This is a genomic window from Bradyrhizobium iriomotense, from assembly GCF_018129405.1.
GTDB classification, from domain to species: Bacteria; Pseudomonadota; Alphaproteobacteria; order Rhizobiales; family Xanthobacteraceae; genus Bradyrhizobium; species Bradyrhizobium iriomotense_B.
In genome coordinates this window covers 84707-102330 of record NZ_JAFCLP010000025.1, presented here as the reverse complement: position 1 = coordinate 102330, position 17624 = coordinate 84707, and the positions used below count along the sequence as shown (strand labels likewise).

20 protein-coding genes are annotated in these 17624 nt (G+C 64.6%); 15 read left to right on the top strand and 5 right to left on the bottom strand.

The window, feature by feature from the left end; translation table 11 throughout:
• Window positions 1-152: 152 nt before the first annotated feature.
• The 3 genes from JQ592_RS34070 to tldD all read right to left on the bottom strand — a co-directional run bounded on the left by JQ592_RS34070 (window position 153) and on the right by tldD (window position 2996).
• Window positions 153-719 (bottom strand): nucleotidyltransferase family protein, encoded by a 567-nt coding sequence (locus JQ592_RS34070; protein ID WP_211407088.1) that lies wholly within the window; start codon window positions 717-719, stop codon window positions 153-155.
• Between the two features lie 76 nt (window positions 720-795).
• Window positions 796-1572 (bottom strand): signal peptidase I, encoded by a 777-nt coding sequence (lepB, locus tag JQ592_RS34065; protein ID WP_211407087.1) that lies wholly within the window; start codon window positions 1570-1572, stop codon window positions 796-798.
• Entirely contained in the window at window positions 1569-2996 is a 1428-nt protein-coding gene (gene tldD / locus JQ592_RS34060) for a metalloprotease TldD (RefSeq protein WP_211407086.1), read from the bottom strand. The genes lepB and tldD overlap by 4 nt, the downstream gene beginning before the upstream one ends.
• Before the next feature lie 89 nt (window positions 2997-3085).
• On the opposite strand from tldD, the gene JQ592_RS34055 reads away from it, so the two are divergent.
• From JQ592_RS34055 to JQ592_RS34045, 3 genes are all read left to right on the top strand, one after another.
• Entirely contained in the window at window positions 3086-3574 is a 489-nt protein-coding gene (locus JQ592_RS34055; protein WP_211407085.1) for a GNAT family N-acetyltransferase, read from the top strand.
• Window positions 3575-3661: 87 nt separating this feature from the next.
• Window positions 3662-3886 (top strand): DUF433 domain-containing protein, encoded by a 225-nt coding sequence (locus JQ592_RS34050; RefSeq protein ID WP_200513696.1) that lies wholly within the window; start codon window positions 3662-3664, stop codon window positions 3884-3886.
• Window positions 3883-4215 (top strand): DUF5615 family PIN-like protein, encoded by a 333-nt coding sequence (locus JQ592_RS34045; RefSeq protein ID WP_211407084.1) that lies wholly within the window; start codon window positions 3883-3885, stop codon window positions 4213-4215. The genes JQ592_RS34050 and JQ592_RS34045 overlap by 4 nt, the downstream gene beginning before the upstream one ends.
• A gap of 14 nt (window positions 4216-4229) precedes the next feature.
• Here JQ592_RS34045 and JQ592_RS34040 read toward each other — a convergent pair whose 3' ends face one another.
• A complete protein-coding gene (locus JQ592_RS34040) occupies window positions 4230-4763 on the bottom strand; it encodes an invasion associated locus B family protein (RefSeq protein WP_211407083.1) in 534 nt (177 codons plus the stop codon).
• A 447-nt stretch (window positions 4764-5210) separates the two neighbouring features.
• On the opposite strand from JQ592_RS34040, the gene coxB reads away from it, so the two are divergent.
• From coxB to JQ592_RS33995, 9 genes are all read left to right on the top strand, one after another.
• Window positions 5211-6050: a cytochrome c oxidase subunit II gene (gene coxB, locus JQ592_RS34035; protein WP_211407082.1), complete on the top strand. Its 840-nt coding sequence runs from the start codon at window positions 5211-5213 to the stop codon at window positions 6048-6050.
• Window positions 6051-6139: 89 nt separating this feature from the next.
• Window positions 6140-7768, top strand: coding sequence for a cytochrome c oxidase subunit I (gene ctaD, locus JQ592_RS34030; protein ID WP_211407081.1), 1629 nt, complete (start codon window positions 6140-6142; stop codon window positions 7766-7768).
• Between the two features lie 61 nt (window positions 7769-7829).
• The gene (locus JQ592_RS34025) at window positions 7830-8774 is read left to right on the top strand and encodes a heme o synthase (protein ID WP_211407080.1); all 945 of its coding nucleotides are present in this window, start codon (window positions 7830-7832) and stop codon (window positions 8772-8774) included.
• A 7-nt stretch (window positions 8775-8781) separates the two neighbouring features.
• Entirely contained in the window at window positions 8782-8946 is a 165-nt protein-coding gene (locus JQ592_RS34020) for a CoxF protein (protein ID WP_130363571.1), read from the top strand.
• Between the two features lie 5 nt (window positions 8947-8951).
• Window positions 8952-9593, top strand: coding sequence for a cytochrome c oxidase assembly protein (locus JQ592_RS34015; protein WP_211407079.1), 642 nt, complete (start codon window positions 8952-8954; stop codon window positions 9591-9593).
• Between the two features lie 79 nt (window positions 9594-9672).
• Complete coding sequence (locus JQ592_RS34010; RefSeq protein ID WP_211407078.1) at window positions 9673-10569, top strand: cytochrome c oxidase subunit 3; 897 nt, start codon at window positions 9673-9675, stop codon at window positions 10567-10569.
• 96 nt (window positions 10570-10665) lie between these two features.
• Window positions 10666-11067, top strand: a complete 402-nt coding sequence (locus JQ592_RS34005) for a DUF983 domain-containing protein (RefSeq protein WP_211407077.1) — start codon at window positions 10666-10668, stop codon at window positions 11065-11067.
• Window positions 11064-11816 carry an SURF1 family protein gene (locus tag JQ592_RS34000; RefSeq protein ID WP_211407076.1) on the top strand — a complete coding sequence of 251 codons (753 nt, stop codon included), beginning with the start codon at window positions 11064-11066 and terminating at the stop codon, window positions 11814-11816. The genes JQ592_RS34005 and JQ592_RS34000 overlap by 4 nt, the downstream gene beginning before the upstream one ends.
• A 118-nt stretch (window positions 11817-11934) precedes the next feature.
• Complete coding sequence (locus JQ592_RS33995) at window positions 11935-12303, top strand: nuclear transport factor 2 family protein (RefSeq protein WP_211407075.1); 369 nt, start codon at window positions 11935-11937, stop codon at window positions 12301-12303.
• Here the strand turns inward: JQ592_RS33995 and JQ592_RS33990 are convergent.
• Window positions 12300-13631: a histidine kinase gene (locus tag JQ592_RS33990; protein ID WP_211407074.1), complete on the bottom strand. Its 1332-nt coding sequence runs from the start codon at window positions 13629-13631 to the stop codon at window positions 12300-12302. The two genes, JQ592_RS33995 and JQ592_RS33990, sit on opposite strands and share 4 nt — an antisense overlap.
• Before the next feature lie 87 nt (window positions 13632-13718).
• On the opposite strand from JQ592_RS33990, the gene JQ592_RS33985 reads away from it, so the two are divergent.
• The 3 genes from JQ592_RS33985 (at window position 13719) to JQ592_RS33975 (ending at window position 17614) form a co-directional block, all read left to right on the top strand.
• The gene (locus tag JQ592_RS33985) at window positions 13719-14363 is read left to right on the top strand and encodes a response regulator transcription factor (protein ID WP_211407073.1); all 645 of its coding nucleotides are present in this window, start codon (window positions 13719-13721) and stop codon (window positions 14361-14363) included.
• A 546-nt stretch (window positions 14364-14909) separates the two neighbouring features.
• Window positions 14910-16328: a threonine synthase gene (thrC, locus tag JQ592_RS33980; RefSeq protein ID WP_211407072.1), complete on the top strand. Its 1419-nt coding sequence runs from the start codon at window positions 14910-14912 to the stop codon at window positions 16326-16328.
• Window positions 16325-17614 carry a M16 family metallopeptidase gene (locus JQ592_RS33975; protein ID WP_211407071.1) on the top strand — a complete coding sequence of 430 codons (1290 nt, stop codon included), beginning with the start codon at window positions 16325-16327 and terminating at the stop codon, window positions 17612-17614. Before thrC ends, JQ592_RS33975 begins: the two co-directional genes overlap by 4 nt.
• The last annotated feature ends 10 nt before the right edge of the window (window positions 17615-17624 follow it).

Genomic DNA, 17624 nt, shown 5'->3' with positions numbered 1-17624 from the left:
CACCCGGGCTGGGCCATTCCTCACGGAACGAGACCATTCTAATCCGGTGCGCTAATACAAGGGTGGGCAAAGGCGCAAAGCGCCGTGCCCACGATCTTTCAACTATTGCAAGAGGTGGTGGGCACGCTTCGCTTTGCCCACCCTACGAGATCTCACTCCGCCGCGATCACCGTGAGCTCCGGCCATAGCGCTTTCCATCGCTCGGCCTTCACCGAGTAATTCGTCGCTGAAAAATTCGGTCCCGGATTCGGCCGCGCGATCAGCCCTGCGACATCGCCAAAGCCATGCGGCGCGTAGACCTCGTAGCCATCGCCGGCGCGCCTGACGCCAATTTGCGTGTTCTGCGTGAGGAAGCGGTCGATGCCCTCGGTCGAGCTTCTCAGGGGCGGATAGGGCAGGCCGTGCTTGTCGGGATACCACAGATGCACACGCGCCTGGTTGCGGATCTCGACCTTGACGCCGAGATGCGCCACTCGCTCATGCAGCTTGCGGATCACCGCATCCTCCGCTTCCCACGACGTATCGGGATCGAAATAGAATGCGTCGTAGTCGGCGATGCCGTGATCGATGGCGCGGCCGGTGAGCACGTTCCATACGGTCTGCACCAGGCATCCCGAGACCAGCCACGCGTCGGGAAGGGCGAGACGCGCGAGCTCGTCGATGATCGCTGCGTTGACCGGATTGCGCAGGGCGAGAGCGAGAAATTCGTCGCGGGTCATCGGAAATCGTAGGGTAGGCAAAACATTTGCCGTAGCTCGAAGAGCAAGGCGGACGCGTGCCCACCCTACGATCCCGTCAATGCACCGCGGTGAAGAACCGCGCGAGCCGGAAGCCGGACAGCCAGGTCCATACCGGCTGACTGCGCATGCCGAGATCCCAGGAGCCGACCACGGCGTCGGCGCGCCCGATCAGATTGTCGACCGGCAGCAGCCCGACGCCGCCGGAGCGCAGGGGCACGCGGCTGTCGGCGGAATTGTCGCGGTTGTCTCCGAGCACGAACAGGTGGCCGGCTGGCACCGTCACCTCGGGCGTGTTGTCGAGCGGGCCGTTGTCACGCATCTTGAAGATCAGGTGCGAGACGCCGTTCGGCAGCGTCTCGACATAGCGATAGGCCGGCTCGGTGCCGCCATTGTCGTCTTCGGCAGAGCCAACGCCGTCGGGCTTCAGCTCGGCGGGGCGGTCGTTGATGAAGAGCTGGCCCTGCCGCATCTGGATGCGGTCGCCGGGCAAGCCGACGACGCGCTTGACCCAGGCCTGCGAGCGATCGCCGGGCCAGCGGAAGACCACGACGTCGCCCTGCTTCGGCGTCTCCGCGAAGACGCGGCCGCTCTCGGGCAGGTTGATCTGGATCGGCAGCGACGAGGTGCCGTAGCCGTAGGGGAATTTCGAGGCGAGCAGCGCATCGCCGATCAGCAGCGTCGGCTCCATCGAGCCCGACGGCACGTAGAACGGCTCGGCGAGCGCGCCCTTGGCTATGAACACGGCGGCCACAATGCCGGCGAGCTGAACGATCTGCCCGCCCCAGCCGCTGCTCTTGCGCTTGGGAGCGGCAGTTACTTTTTCAACGCTCATGCGCCCGTTCCACCCACCGTAATGCGTTCCATCAGAAGCGACGGCTGGCCGACGCCGACCGGGACGCCCTGGCCGTTCTTGCCGCAGGTGCCGATGCCGGTGTCGAGCGCGAGGTCGTTGCCGATCATGCGGATGCGATGCAGGTCGGTCGGCCCGTTGCCGATCAGCATCGCGCCCTTCAGCGGCGCGCCGATCTTGCCGTTCTCGATCTTGTAGGCCTCGGTGCACTGGAACACGTATTTGCCCGAGGTGATGTCGACCTGGCCGCCGCCGAAATTCGCGGCGAACACGCCGTTCTTCACCGAGCTCAGGATCTCGGCCGGATCGCGGTCGCCCGCGAGCATGTAGGTGTTGGTCATGCGCGGCATCGGCACATGGGCATAGCCCTGGCGGCGGCCGTTGCCGGTCGGCTTCATGTTCATCAGGCGTGCGTTCTGGCGGTCCTGCATGTAGCCGACCAGGATGCCGTCCTCGATCAGCACGGTGCGGTTGGTCGGCGTGCCCTCGTCGTCGATCGAGAGCGAGCCGCGGCGTGAGGCCATGGTGCCGTCGTCGACCACGGTGACGCCCTTGGCCGCGACCTGCTGGCCCATCAGGCCGGCGAACGCCGAGGTCTTCTTGCGGTTGAAGTCGCCCTCGAGGCCATGGCCGACCGCTTCGTGCAGCATCACGCCGGGCCAGCCGGCGCCCAGCACGACGTCCATCTCGCCGGCGGGAGCCGGAATGGACTCAAGGTTGACCAGCGCCTCGCGCAGCGCACCGTCGGCGGCGTCGCGCCAATTCTTGCTCTCGATGAATTCGGCATAGCCGGCGCGGCCGCCATAGCCCTTGCTGCCGCTCTCCTGGCGATCGCCCTGGCCGGCGACGACGGAGATGTTGACGCGCACCAGCGGACGGATGTCGCGATAGCTCTCGCCGTCGGGCCGCAGGATCTCGACGACCTGCCAGGTCGCGCCGAGACTGACGCTGACCTGCCGCACCCGCGGATCCTTGTCGCGCAAATAGGCGTCGATCTCGGCCAGCAGCTTGACCTTGGTCTCGAAGCCGGGGGCATCCAGCGGATTGTCGTCACTATAGAGCCGCACGTTGGTATGCGCCGGCGGGGCCGCAAAGCTGCCTGAATAGCCGCCGCGCACGGCCGCGACCGCATCGGCGGCGCGAATCAGCGCCGGCAGCGACACGTCGGAGGAATGCGCATAACCCACCGCGTCGTCCTTGACGGCGCGAAGCCCAAAACCCTGCGAGGTATCGTAGGTCGCCTGCTTCAGCCGCCCATTGTCGAACATCAGCGCTTCGGTCTGGCTGTATTCCAGGAACAATTCGCCGTCGTCGGCGCCGGCGAGCCCGCGCGCGACCTCGTTGCGAACCTGGTCGCGGTCGAGATTGGCGCGGTCGAGCAGGGAAGTTGTGGCGGGGTTGGTCATCGATCACCCATTGTCGGAGAGATGTCGGGCAAGATAATGGCTTCCCAGCCGTTCGGCGAGAGGGCGGTGCGTCACATTACCGAAACGACATGATTGAAATCATTGCCATATCCGAAGCGCAGATCGAAAGCTTCCATCGCGCGCTCGACACAGTCGCGCGGGAGCGGCGCTATCTCGCCTTTCTCGAGGCGCCTCCGCTGGAGGCGACGCGCAGCTTCGTTCTCGACATGATCGCTCAGGGCAATCCGCAATTCGTTGCGCTCTCGGGCGATGACGTCGTCGGCTGGTGCGACGTCAGGCGCCATCCGCGGCCGATCTACGCCCATGCAGGCATCCTCGGGATGGGAATTTTGCAGCCCTTTCGAGGGCAGGGCCTCGGAACGCGGCTGATCACGACGACGCTCGCTGCCGCGCAAGGAGCGGGCATGACGCGGGTCGAGCTCTCGGTTCGCGAGAACAATCCGAGCGCGATCGCGCTCTACAAGAGGGTTGGCTTTGCCGTCGAGGGATTGTCGCGCAACGCCGTCAGGATCGATGGCGTGTACGAGAACGTGATCCAGATGGCGCTGCTGTTTTAGAGCGGTCAGGGCGGCTTTGGGACACGCGGGATGATGACCTTAAGCCGAAATTGAAGCAGCCCTCAGATCAGTGCTATACTTCCCGGTATGGACTACCGGGATATCATTTCCATCGAACCGGGCAAACGCGGGGGTAGGCCCTGTATTCGTCATATGCGGATCGCCGTGGCGGATGTTCTGGGATGGCTGGCTGCGGGGCAGAGCCATGCCCAAATCCTCGATGATTTTCCTGAATTGACCGAGGACGATATCCGCGCTTGCCTGGCCTATGCCGCCGATCGCGAGAGGCGATTGGTGACGGCACCCATATGAAGCTGCTGTTCGATCAGAATCTCAGCTTCAAACTTTGCCAGATGATTGCCGATCTTTTTCCGGATTCCGCCCACGTCCGGTCTCATGGACTCTCCGAAGTGGCTGATCGTGTCCTTTGGGAGTTTGCGAAGGCAAATGGCTTTGCGATCGTGACCCAGGACGTCGATTTCGCCGAGATGGCAGGCTTATTGGGATCTCCGCCCAAGGTCATTTGGCTCCGGAGTGGCAATCAAACGACTGCGGCGATTGCCGATCTGCTTCGGCGACAGGTGCAGACCATTCAGTCTTTCGAGGGCGACAACGGCGCGGCGTGCCTCGAGATTTACTAGGTCCGCCCGCCACCCTACGGCAACTTGTCATACCCCTCGCCGAGCCCGTTCAGGCTGAGCGGGAAGCCGATGCCTTCTTCCGGGGTCTCGAAGATGATGAAGGTGGCGGTCTTGGCGCTGCGGAGCTGGCCGAGCAGCTTGTCGTCCATGACCACCTCGGCGACGCAGCCATTGGGCAGGCAGCGGACGAAGCCGGCGCGGCCGACGTCCTGATTGTCGAGCTTGAGGCCGAGGCCGGAGGGCAGGAGGACGCCGAGCGGGGCGACCACCCGCATCAGGCGGCTCTTCTGGTCGGCGGTCTTGAGCACGATCACGGTCAGGCCGGCATTGGAGCGGTCTTCCGCCACCACGCTCTGGATCAGGGCGCATTGCTCGGTTTGGGCGCCCGGCGGGGTGTCGCAGCGGATCTGCCAGTCGCCATGGACGGAGCGCACCGCGCCCTGCGCATGGGCAAGGCCCGGAAGGGCCAGGAGAACGACCGCAGCCAGCAGGGCCGCCAGCGCCGTGAGGCCGTCGGCCTGCCTCGCCATGCATCTCGAAAGCCCCATCGGGGTCGGTCCCTCTGCTCGCCTGGGTCGCTTGCGCGGGTGGACTGATACGGAAATGACGGCGTCTTGAAGGCAATTCCCAAGCAAATTCCGCGCCGCCGAGGCCGCCACCGCCGACACGAATCACGTTCCTGTGCGGCCGTTCGCAAGTGCCTACAGCGGGCAATTCCGCTGTCAAGCCGCGGCATCCCGGGAAACGGTATTTTTGTCTGATGTTACTAGGAAATATCTTGCGGGTGATCGCTGACAGACGGGGCTCAAGACTGCATTGCGATAGATCAAGAATTATGGTTTGAGAGGCTTGATTTCGGCGTTCTAGCGATCTGGCCCCAATTCCTCTTAGAGGTATTCTTGAGCGGCGGTTTGTCAGACGGACGGATCGAATAAGCGTTTCCCGGAAATAGGGGAATGCACTTGGGGTGATTTCGTAAGGGGAGCGCGAACGGCATGAGGATGTCGATGGGCCGGGTAGGCCGGCATTTGCTGGGATTGGCCGTTGCTGGCCTGACGCTGGCGACGGGCGGGGCGGCATTTGCCGAGCTTGGGCAGCCGGCGCCGTGGGAGTGGACGCTCCAGCAGTCCGGCTCGCCGGTGATGGACAACATCGTCTGGTTCCACAACTTCCTGTTCGTGCTGATCACGCTGATCACGCTGTTCGTTCTGGCGCTGCTGATCGTCGTGGTCATCAAGTTCAACGCGAGGGCCAATCCGGTGCCGTCGCGCACCACCCACAACACGCTGATCGAGGTGGTGTGGACCCTGGTTCCGGTGCTGATCCTGGTCGGCATCGCGGTGCCGTCGTTCCGCCTGCTGTTCCTGGAGCTCGACATTCCGAAGGCGGATCTGACGGTGAAGGCGACGGGCAAGCAGTGGTATTGGTCGTATGCGTATCCTGATAACGGCAAGTTCGAGTTCGACTCGCTGATGGCCCAGGACAAGCAGCCCCGCCTGCTCGGCGTCGACAACGAGATGGTGGTGCCGGTCAACAAGGTGATTCGTGTCCAGGTCACCGGCGCAGACGTCATCCACGCCTACGCGCTGCCGGCTTTCGGCGTCAAGATCGACGCCATCCCGGGCCGGCTGAACGAGACCTGGTTCAAGGCCACCAAGACCGGCATGTATTACGGTCAGTGCTCTGAACTCTGCGGCAAGGATCACGCCTTCATGCCGATCGCGATCCGCGTGGTCAGCGACCAGGAGTTCGCCTCCTGGGTCGAGACGGCGAAGAAGAAATTCGCGAGCGGCGGCACCAGCACCTACGCCTCCGCGGTCGGCCCGACGCAGTAAGCGCCGGGTCAAGGCTCGAGAGGACCGAAAGCGACATAAAAGGGCGGGACCTCCAAAGGTCCGATTGGGACGCAAGGCAGGATTTGAAAATGGCAACGAGCGCAGCGACACACGGCGATCACGCGCAAGACCACGGACATGACCACGAGCACGCCCATCCGACCGGATGGCGGCGCTACGTCTATTCGACCAATCACAAGGACATCGGCACGATGTACCTGATCTTCGCGGTCGTCGCCGGCGTCATCGGTGCCGCGATGTCGATCGCGATCCGGGCCGAGCTGATGTATCCGGGCGTGCAGATCTTCCACGAGACGCACACCTACAACGTCTTCGTGACCTCCCACGGCCTGATCATGATCTTCTTCATGGTCATGCCCGCCATGATCGGCGGCTTCGGCAACTGGTTCGTGCCGCTGATGATCGGCGCGCCCGACATGGCGTTCCCGCGCATGAACAACATCTCGTTCTGGCTGCTGCCGGCCTCCTTCGCGCTGCTCTTGATGTCGACCTTCGTCGAGGGCGAGCCGGGGGCCAACGGCGTCGGCGCCGGCTGGACCATGTACGTTCCGCTGTCGAGCTCCGGCCATCCGGGCCCGGCCGTCGACTTCGCGATCCTGTCGCTGCATCTGGCGGGCGCCTCGTCGATCCTGGGCGCCATCAACTTCATCACCACCATCTTCAACATGCGCGCGCCGGGCATGACCCTGCACAAGATGCCGCTGTTCGTGTGGTCGATCCTGGTGACGGTGTTCCTGCTGCTGTTGTCGCTGCCGGTGCTCGCCGGTGCGATCACCATGCTGCTCACCGACCGCAATTTCGGCACGACGTTCTTCGCGCCCGACGGCGGCGGCGATCCCGTGCTGTTCCAGCACCTGTTCTGGTTCTTCGGCCACCCCGAAGTGTACATCCTGATCCTGCCCGGCTTCGGCATGATCAGCCAGATCGTCTCCACCTTCTCGCGCAAGCCCGTGTTCGGCTATCTCGGCATGGCCTACGCCATGGTCGCGATCGGCGGCATCGGCTTCGTGGTGTGGGCGCACCACATGTACACGGTCGGCATGTCCTCGGCGACGCAGGCCTATTTCGTCGCCGCCACGATGGTCATCGCGGTTCCGACCGGCGTGAAGATCTTCTCGTGGATCGCCACGATGTGGGGCGGCTCGATCGAATTCCGCGCGCCGATGATCTGGGCGGTGGGCTTCATCTTCCTGTTCACGGTCGGCGGCGTCACCGGCGTCGTGCTGGCGAACGCGGGCGTCGACCGCGTGCTGCAGGAGACCTATTACGTCGTCGCGCACTTCCACTACGTGCTGTCGCTCGGTGCGGTGTTCGCGATCTTCGCCGGCTGGTACTACTGGTTCCCGAAGATGTCGGGCTACATGTACAACGAGACGCTGGCGAAGGCGCATTTCTGGGTCACGTTCATCGGCGTCAACCTGGTGTTCTTCCCGCAGCACTTCCTCGGCCTGTCGGGCATGCCGCGCCGCTACGTCGATTATCCCGACGCGTTCGCGGGCTGGAACCTGGTGTCGTCGCTCGGCTCCTACATCTCCGGCTTCGGCGTCCTGATCTTCCTCTATTGCGTGCTCGACGCCTTCATGAAGAAGGTGCCGGCGGGCGACAATCCGTGGGGTGCGGGTGCGACCACGCTCGAGTGGACGCTGCCCTCGCCGCCGCCCTTCCACCAGTTCGAAGTGCTGCCCCGCGTGCAGTGATCGATCTCCCGCGGCGCCCGTGACGGGCGCCGCGGCTCTATAACGAAGCGAGTTGAATTAAGTGTCCGTCCTCGACCACCACGCCGCCGACATCAATCCCCGCATCTCCGAAGCGGAGGTGCGGGACTACATCGCGCTGCTCAAGCCGCGGGTGATGTCGCTGGTAATCTTCACCGCGCTGGTCGGAATGGCGATGGCGCCCGGGCATTTCCACCCGGTGCTGGCGATCACCTCGCTGCTCTGTATCGCCGTCGGTGCCGGCGCCTCCGGCGCGCTCAACATGGCGCTCGAAGGCGACATCGACGCCAAGATGTCGCGCACGGCGAACCGTCCGATCCCGCGCGGCCGCATCACCCGTCCCGAGGCGATGGCGTTCGGCACGACGCTCGCCTTCTTCTCGGTGATGACGCTCGGCATCCTCGTCAACTGGATCGCGGGCGCGCTGCTCGCCTTCACCATCTTCTTCTACGTCGTGATCTACACGATGTGGCTGAAGCGCTGGACCGCACAGAACATCGTGATCGGCGGCGCCGCCGGCGCGCTGCCGCCGGTGGTGGCCTGGGCCGCGGTGACGGGCACGGTCGACGTCGAGCCGCTGCTGCTGTTCGCCATCATCTTCTTCTGGACCCCGCCGCATTTCTGGGCGCTGGCGTTGTTCCGCTCCGACGATTATGCGCGCGCCGGCATTCCGATGCTGCCCAACGTCGCCGGCCCCGACGCGACACGCCTGCAGATCCTGCTCTACACCATCGTGCTGATCGCGGTGGCCGCCGCGCCCTGGGCGCTGGGCTATTTCGACGCCGTCTACGGCGTGGTCTCGCTGATTCTCGGCGCCGGCATGCTGGTGCTCGCCATCAACGTCTATGTGCGCCGCGAGCGCAGCCAGTCGCTGCGTGCGACCCGCAAGCTGTTTGCTTTCTCGATCCTGTATCTGTTCGCGCTGTTTGCGACCCTGCTGGCCGAGGTCGTGTATCGGGCGCTTGCTCCGATGGTTGGGGGCGCATGAGGCAGGAATGGCTGACAAACCCGAGCCAGATGGAATCGTCCTCACCGAGGCGCAGCAGAAGAGCCGTCGTCAGCGCTCCATTGCCATTGCTCTGGCACTCGGCGTGCTCGTGGTGCTGTTCTTCGCCGTCACCATGGTCAAGGGACCGGCAGTGCTAGTCCGGCCGATGTAGGAAACATGGATCACGAGCCGACCATATCGCGCGATCAGAGCCGGACGGCCAAGGGCCGTTCCAAGGGCCTCGGCCGTGACGCGCTGGTCGCCTCGATCTGCGGCGGCGTGGTCGCGCTGATGGTCGGCGCCTCCTACGCGGCGGTGCCGTTCTACAACTGGTTCTGCCGCGCCACCGGCTTCAACGGCACGACGCAAGTCGCGACCTCCGCGCCCGCCACCGGCCCGATCGCGCGAAAAATCGCGGTGCGCTTCGATTCCAACGTCGCGCCCGGCCTGCCCTGGAAGTTCGAGCCGGAGCAGAGCGAGATCGAGGTCAATATCGGCCAGGTCGTGACCGTCTTCTACACCGTGACCAACCAGGCCGCGCGCGCCACCGCAGGGCAAGCCGCCTACAACGTCGCGCCGCTGACGATCGGCTCCTACTTCCAGAAGATCAACTGCTTCTGCTTCACCGAGCAGACCATGGCGCCGGGCGAGAAGCGCGAGATGCCGGTCGTGTTCTACGTCGATCCCTCGATCGCCGACGATCACGAGAACGACGGGCTGAACACGATCACGCTGTCCTACACGTTCTATCCGGTGAAGGATCCGGTGGTGAAGCCGCTGGCATCGGGCGAAGCCGACAGACGCAAGGGAAATCTCTGACCGCCGGGCCTATCGCTCGGCAGGTTGGAAACAAGGGGATAAGTGCCTGATAGGCACGGGATTGAGGAGAGAGACGGAAATGGCGACGGCGCACACCAAGCATCACGACTATCACCTGGTCGATCCCTCTCCCTGGCCGGCCGTCGGTTCGCTCTCGGCCTTCATCATGGCGGTCGGCGCGATCGCCTGGATGCATCACATGTTCGCGGCCGCCCCGATCGTGTTCGGCGTCGGCACCGTCGGCGTGCTCTACACCATGGCAAGCTGGTGGAGCGACGTGATCAAGGAGGCCCAGTACAAGGGCGACCACACCCGCGTCGTGCAGCTGCATCACCGCTACGGCATGATCCTGTTCATCGCTTCCGAGGTGATGTTCTTCGTGGCCTGGTTCTGGGCCTATTTCAACGCGGCGCTGTTTCCGGCCGACGCCGTCCACGCCACCCGCGATGCGGTGTTCGGCTGCGGCCTCGGCACCCAGGCCGGCGCCTGCGCGGTGCCCGGCACCTGGCCGCCCAAGGGCATCGAGACCTTCGATCCCTGGCACCTGCCGCTCCTCAACACGTTGATCCTGCTGACGTCGGGCACCACCGTGACCTGGGCCCACCATGCGCTGCTCGAGAACGATCGCCAGGGACTGAAGTACGGCCTGATCCTGACCGTCGTGCTCGGCGCGCTCTTCACCTGCGTGCAGGCCTATGAGTACAGCCACGCGGCGTTCTCCTTCGCCGGCAACGTCTATGGCGCGACCTTCTTCATGGCCACCGGCTTCCACGGCTTCCATGTGCTGGTCGGCACCATCTTCCTGATCGTGTGCCTGGCGCGTGCCTATGCCGGCCACTTCACGCCGAAGCAGCATCTCGGCTTCGAGTTCGCCGCCTGGTACTGGCACTTCGTCGACGTGGTCTGGCTGTTCCTGTTCCTGTGCATCTATGTGTGGGGACGCGGTGCCGAGGCCATGGCTCACGGCGCGCACTGAGCTGTGGTGGATTGATTGGAAAGGGCGGCCGCGGGGCCGCCCTTTCGCTTTCCGGCCGCCGAAAGATTCTGCGAAAACGTGATAAAGTACGCCATCATGAACGATACCGCCGGTCCATCCGAGCCTGAAACCACCGTCCTGCAAAGCGCGATGCGCGGGCTTGCCTGCAAATGTCCGCGCTGCGGCCAGGGCAAGCTCTATGCGGGCTTCCTCAACCTCGCCCCCTCTTGCGAGCGCTGCGGCCTCGACTATGCCTTCATCGACTCCGGCGACGGTCCGGCCATCTTCATCATCATGCTGGCCGGTGCCATCGTGGTCGGCTGCGCGCTCGTCGTCGAGGTCAAGTATCAGCCGCCGTTCTGGCTGCATGCGGTGCTCTGGCTGCCGCTGATCCTCGCCACCACGCTGCTGCCGCTGCGCTCCATGAAGTCGCTGCTGATCGCGCTGCAATTCCACCACAAGGCGGCGCCGGGCCGGCTGATCGACCGCACGAAATGAACCAGACTGCGCGCAAGCCCCGCGTGGCCGGCTTCGCGCTGTTCACGCTGGTCCTGACTGCTTCCTTCGTCGCGCTCGGCATCTGGCAATTGCAGCGCCGGACCGCCAAGCACGAGCTGATTGCGGCGCTCACCGAGCGTCTGGCGGCAGCTCCCGTTGCGCTGCCGCCGGCGGCACAATGGGCGGCGCTGAATCCCGGCCGCGATGAATTCCGCCGTGTCAGCTTCACCGCGACCTACGCCCCGCTGCCCGACGCGATGGTCTATTCGTCCGGCTCGGCCGTACGCAAGGACGCTTCGGGTCCCGGCACCTGGGCCTTCCTGCCGGCGCGGCTTGCGACCGGCGAGATGGTCGTGATCGATGCGGGCTTCGTCGAGAACACGATGCAGGACCGCAGCGTCGAGGACCGTGCGGTGAAGAAGCTCATCACCGGGCAGGCGATCGCGCTCACCGGCTATCTCCGCTTCCCCGAGGCATCTAGCTGGATGACGCCGGCGGAGAATCGCGACAAGCGACTCTGGTTCGTGCGCGATCATCTTGCGATCGCAAGCGCGCTTCATTGGGGCGCGGTGGCGCCGTTCTATGTCGACCTGGAGCAGCCGGCGCCGGAAAACGGAATTCCCCGCCCAGGTGCGCTGGACGTGCATCTGAAGGACGATCACCTGCAATACGCCGTCACCTGGTTCACGCTCGCGGGCGCGGTGCTGATCGCTTTCGGCGTCTGGATGAGAGGTCGGCGCCCGGTCTGAACCATCCGTAGGTTCCCGGACGGAACCCGGAATCGTCCGGGGTTTATTATTCAACACATTTTCACGAGTGTGATCCTAAGCCGTGCTTGAGTTTGTCCGCGGCAGACAGGAATGCAGCGTGAGCGATTTCGATCAGATGGGAATTGTCGTCGACTGGGTGGATGCCTGCAGGACGGGCGACCTTACGACGTTGCTCGACCTCTACGCGGATGATGCGGAGGTCGAGTGTACGTGCAACGGCACGCAACATTATCACCGCGGCCGACGCGAGCTCGAAAGCTACTGGGGATCGCGGCTCAGCGCCTACCGGGCGGCGGGTTTCGGACTGGAGGAGATCGAGCCGGCGCCGCATGGCGTCGATCTCGAATATTCCGTCGCCGGCGCACTGCGTATTCACGCCTCGTTTCGCTTCAGCCCGGAAGGCAAGATCTACAGTACGCTGTGCACGCCCTCGCGACAGAACGCCCACGAAGGCTGCGCGTGCTAAAGCGCGTCTCGCGCCCTCTCCATGGGCAGGCGGCAGCGCACGAAGGTTCGGTCGTCCGCGCGCAGCAATGACAGCGACCCGCTGAGCGCGCGCACGCGCTCATGCATGCCGGTCAGGCCGCGGCCGAACAAATTGCCCTCTGGAAATCCGCCGCCATCGTCGGAAATCTCGATGACGAGCGCCTCGCCCACGATGGCCGCCTGTACATCGGCGTTGCTCGCGCCGGCATGGCGCAGCACGTTGGTCAGCGCCTCCTGGATCACGCGATAGACGGTCTGGGCCAGCGGTCCGTCGATCGCGTTGAGGCCGGGATCAAGCGTGGCCGTCAGGCCGATATGCGGTGCCTGCTTGCGAAAGTTTCGAAGCAGCGTCTGCACGCTCGTCTCCAGCCCCAATTCCTCGATATAGAGCGGGCGCAGCCGGTCGAGGATGCGGCGGTTGGTGTGCTGAAGCGCCTCGACCGATTGCAGCACCTCCTCCGCCGAATTGCCGAGATTTCCTGCCGGTGGCGAGGCCTCGATCAGCGAGATCGTGCCGGCGCGGATGCTGAACAGCAGCGGGCCGAGCTCGTCGTGCAGCTCGCGGGCGAGATCGCGCCGTTCGTCGTCCTGGAGCGATACCAGGCGGTGCAACAGGTCGCGATTGTCCTGGCTCAATTGTGCGAGCGTTGCGGCCAGGGCGTTCGCCGCCTCGCAGCTGCGCCGGATCTCGGGCGGCCCTTCGACCGGGATCGGCGTCGCGTAGTCGCCGCGCCGTATTCGCGTCAGTCCTTCGCCGAGATATTGCAGCGGGCGCACCACCGATCCCGCGAAGAGGTAGGCGATGGTGCCGGTGAGCACCATTAGCACGACGACAAGGCTGGTCAGCGCGAGGAAGCCGACCCACTTCTCGAACAGGTCGGCCGACAGGTCCGGCACGAACACGATGTCGCCGACATGCCTGCCGTCAATGACCACCGGCGACGCAGCCTCGAGGTCCGGCATGGTCAAGAGGTTGAGAAACCACCGCGGAACCGTCTGGAGGTTGCGCAGACCATCCTTCGTGGAGGAAATGGGACCCGCCTCCATTGCGCGGAATTGGATATCGGAGGAGATGTCCAGGGAATGGACAAAGGCCTCAAGCGTCTTCTGCGGATCGTCCGAAGTGCGCAGCGTGTTGTTGAGCGCGGCGGCGATCGTTTTGGTCGAACGTCGAGCCGGCTCGTTCTCGTCGGCCAGTTGACCGGTTGCAAATATCTGCAGCAATATGCCGCCCAGGACCAGCGCCGCGAGAAAACCTGCGCCGAGCGGAAGAAACAATTGGGTCCTGAACGGAAGTCGTTGCCACATTAGGTCAATTCTAACGCGCATCGGCCGGTTTTTCTCTTTCCATTTGTTCCCGCCGGTCTATGAGTCGAAAAACAAGAGAGCGCGCGAATGCAAGATATTGCCAAGCCGGCGACCAGGGTCCTTATTGTCGACGACCACCCCGTGGTGCTGTCCGGCTGCCGCACCCTGTTTGCCTCCGATAATTCGATCCGGATCGACGAGGCCAGCGACGCCAAATCGGGGCATCGTGCCTATGTCAGCAAGCGGCCCGACGTCACCGTGATCGACATCAGCCTGCCCGATGTCTCCGGCTTCGAGCTTATGCGACGCATACGCAAAGACGATCCCGAGGCCAAGATCATCATGTTCAGCATGAATGACGATCCGGCCTTCGTGGTTCGGGCGGTCGAGCTTGGGGCCCAGGGCTATGTCTCCAAGGGCGACGATCCCCGGATCCTGCTGAAAGCGGTGCGAAAGGTGGTCGCGGGCGACAATTTCATCTCGCCGCAGCTCGCGGAGGCCGTGACGTTCTCAGGTGCTGCGATCAAGGCCAATCCGGCCTCGCAGATGACGCCGCGGGAGCTGGAGATTCTCCGCCTGCTCGGCCGCGGCGACAAGATCGTCGAGGTCGCCGAGGCGCTCGGCATCTCCTACAAGACCGTCGCCAACACCACCTCGCTGCTCAAGCAGAAGCTTGGCGCCAAGAACCATTCCGACCTGATCCGGATCGCAGTGGAAATCGGGATGGGCTGACCCGCCGCCAGCGACCGAACCGGCTGCTCCAGGATGCAGCGGTTCGGCCGACGGATCGGGCGCCTCCGCCGGCCGGGCAATGCATGGCCGGCGGCGGACACCATCCGCCGACACAATGGACCGAGGCGGCGTTCGTTCCTTGTCATGATCCGATGTTCAGGAAAAAGCGGCAAAATGCCTCTCGATTTGCTCGCATCTGGAGCCGTGGCCTTCATGTTCGCCGGGAAAGACAGGAACATTTTCCGGCGTGCGCGGTTTTGGCCTTGACGATTTCGTGACAGGCGACGAAAGCTTGCGTCAACAGTTTTAGCGGGGAGGCGCCCCGGACGAGTCAAACCGGTCTGCACATATCAACGACAGACCTTCCAAGAGAGGGCTGCGGCATCGCCGCAGCCCTTTTGGTTTGAAGGGCCGGGGCGGGAAGCGGTTTCCCGATGCCGCAAAACACTTTATGGTGGCCCGAAGCCTCTGGCTGTTGACAAGTAATTTCGTAAAATCAAAGGCTTACGGGTCGGGCTCAGGCTCGACCGGCCTTTGGAGGGCAGTTTGACTCGTTATATCTCGACCCGGGGCGAGGCCCCTGAACTCGGCTTCTGCGACGTGATGCTGACCGGGCTTGCCCGTGACGGCGGCCTGTATGTGCCGGCGACGTGGCCCCAGCTCCCGGCCGAGACCATCGCCGGCTTCTTCGGCCGCCCTTATTGGGAGGTCGCGGTCGACGTGATCCGTCCCTTCGCCGGCGGTGAGATCTCCGATGCCGAGCTCGGCCGCATGGCGAACGAGGCCTATGCCACCTTCCGCCATCCGGCCGTGGTGCCGCTGCGCCAGATGTCGCCGCACCAGTTCGTGCTGGAGTTGTTCCACGGTCCGACGCTGGCCTTCAAGGACGTGGCGATGCAGCTGATCTCGCGGCTGATGGACCATGTGCTCGAAAAGCGCGGCCAGCGCACCACCATCGTTGTCGCGACCTCCGGCGACACCGGCGGCGCCGCGGTCGAAGCCTTCGCCGGCCTCGAGAACGTCGACCTCATCGTGCTGTTTCCGCATGGTCGTATCTCCGAGGTGCAGCAGCGGATGATGACGACGACGGGCGCGGCCAACGTCCATGCGCTCGCCATCGAAGGCACCTTCGACGATTGCCAGGCGCTCGTGAAGGGCATGTTCAACAACCATCGCTTCCGCGATGCGACCTCGCTCTCCGGCGTCAATTCCATCAACTGGGCGCGCATCGTCGCCCAGGTGGTCTACTATTTCACCTCGGCCGTCGCCGTCGGTGCGCCGGCGCGCGCGGTGGACTTCGTGGTGCCGACCGGCAATTTCGGCGACATCTTCGCAGGCTACGCCGCCAAGCGCATGGGCCTGCCGGTGCGCACCCTGCGCATCGCCGCCAACGTCAACGACATCCTGGCACGCACGCTGAAGACCGGCATCTACGAGGTGCGTGAGGTGCATGCGACGGCGTCGCCGTCGATGGACATCCAGATCTCCTCGAATTTCGAGCGGCTGCTGTTCGAGGCCGGCCGGCGCGATGCTGCCGGCGTGCGCCGTCTGATGGATTCGCTGAAGCAGTCCGGGCGCTTCGTGCTGCCTGACGCAACGCTGGCCGCGATCCGCGAGGAGTTCGACGCCGGGCGCGCCGACGAGACCGAGACTGCGGCTGCGATCCGCGCCGCTTGGCGCGAAGCGGGCGAACTGGTCGACCCCCATACCGCGGTGGCGCTTGCCGTCGCCGACCGCGACACCACCGACACCACGGTGCCCAGCATCGTGCTCTCCACCGCCCATCCGGCCAAATTCCCCGATGCGGTCGAAGCCGCCTGCGGCCAGCGGCCGCAACTGCCGGCCTGGCTCGACGGTCTCATGACCAAATCCGAACACATGAAGGTGATGAAGAACGATCAGGCCGAGGTCGAGCGGTTCGTGCTGTCGGTCAGCCGCGCCGCAAAGCAGGGAGTTGCCGGATGAGCGTCGAGATTTCCAAGCTTGCGTCCGGCCTCACCGTCGTCACCGACAAGATGCCTCATCTCGAGACCGCCGCGCTCGGCGTCTGGGCCGGCGTCGGCGGACGCGACGAGAAGCCCAACGAGCACGGCATCTCGCATCTCTTGGAGCACATGGCGTTCAAGGGCACGACCAAGCGCTCCTCGCGCGAGATCGTCGAGGAGATCGAGGCGGTCGGCGGCGACCTCAATGCCGGCACCTCGACCGAGACCACGTCCTATTATGCGCGGGTGCTGAAGGCCGACGTGCCGCTCGCGCTCGACGTGCTCGCCGACATCCTGGCCAATCCTGCCTTCGAGCCGGACGAGCTGGAGCGGGAGAAGAACGTCATCGTGCAGGAGATCGGTGCGGCGCAGGACACGCCCGACGACGTCGTGTTCGAGCATCTCAACGAGCTCTGCTATCCCGACCAGCCGATGGGCCGGTCGCTGCTCGGCACCGCCAAGACGCTGCGCAGCTTCAATCGCGACATGCTGCGCGGCTATCTCTCGACGCATTATCGCGGCCCCGACATGGTGGTGGCGGCCGCCGGCGCGGTCGATCACAACCAGGTGGTCGCCGAGGTCGAGAAGCGCTTTGCGAGCTTCGAGGCGACGCCGGGCCCGAAGCCGCAACCCGCCCAGTTCGGCAAGGGCGGCGCCAAGGTGGTGCATCGCGAGCTGGAGCAGGCGCATCTGACGCTGGCGCTGGAAGGCGTGCCGCAGAACGACTTGTCGCTTTTTTCGCTTCAGGTTTTCACCAACGTCCTCGGCGGCGGAATGTCGTCGCGGCTGTTCCAGGAGGTGCGCGAGAAGCGCGGCCTCTGCTACTCGATCTATTCGTTCCACGCCCCCTACACCGATACCGGCTTCTTCGGCCTCTACACCGGTACCGATCCGGCCGACGCGCCGGAGATGATGGAGGTCGTGGTCGACATCATGAACGATTCGGTGGAGACGCTGACCGAGGCCGAGATCGCGCGCGCCAAGGCGCAGATGAAGGCAGGGCTCCTGATGGCGCTGGAGAGCTGCTCGTCCCGCGCCGAGCAGCTCGCCCGGCACGTGCTCGCCTATGGCCGGCCGCAGACGGTGCAGGAACTGGTGGCCCGGATCGACGCTGTCAGCGTCGAATCGACCCGGGACGCGGCGCGTGCGCTGCTTTCGCGCAGCCGGCCTGCGGTTGTCGCATTAGGCAGCGGCAGGGGTCTGGACACGGCGGTGTCTTTTGCGGAAGGATTGACCCGGGCACGTGCCAAGGCGCGGCTGCATTAGGAGCCCCCGC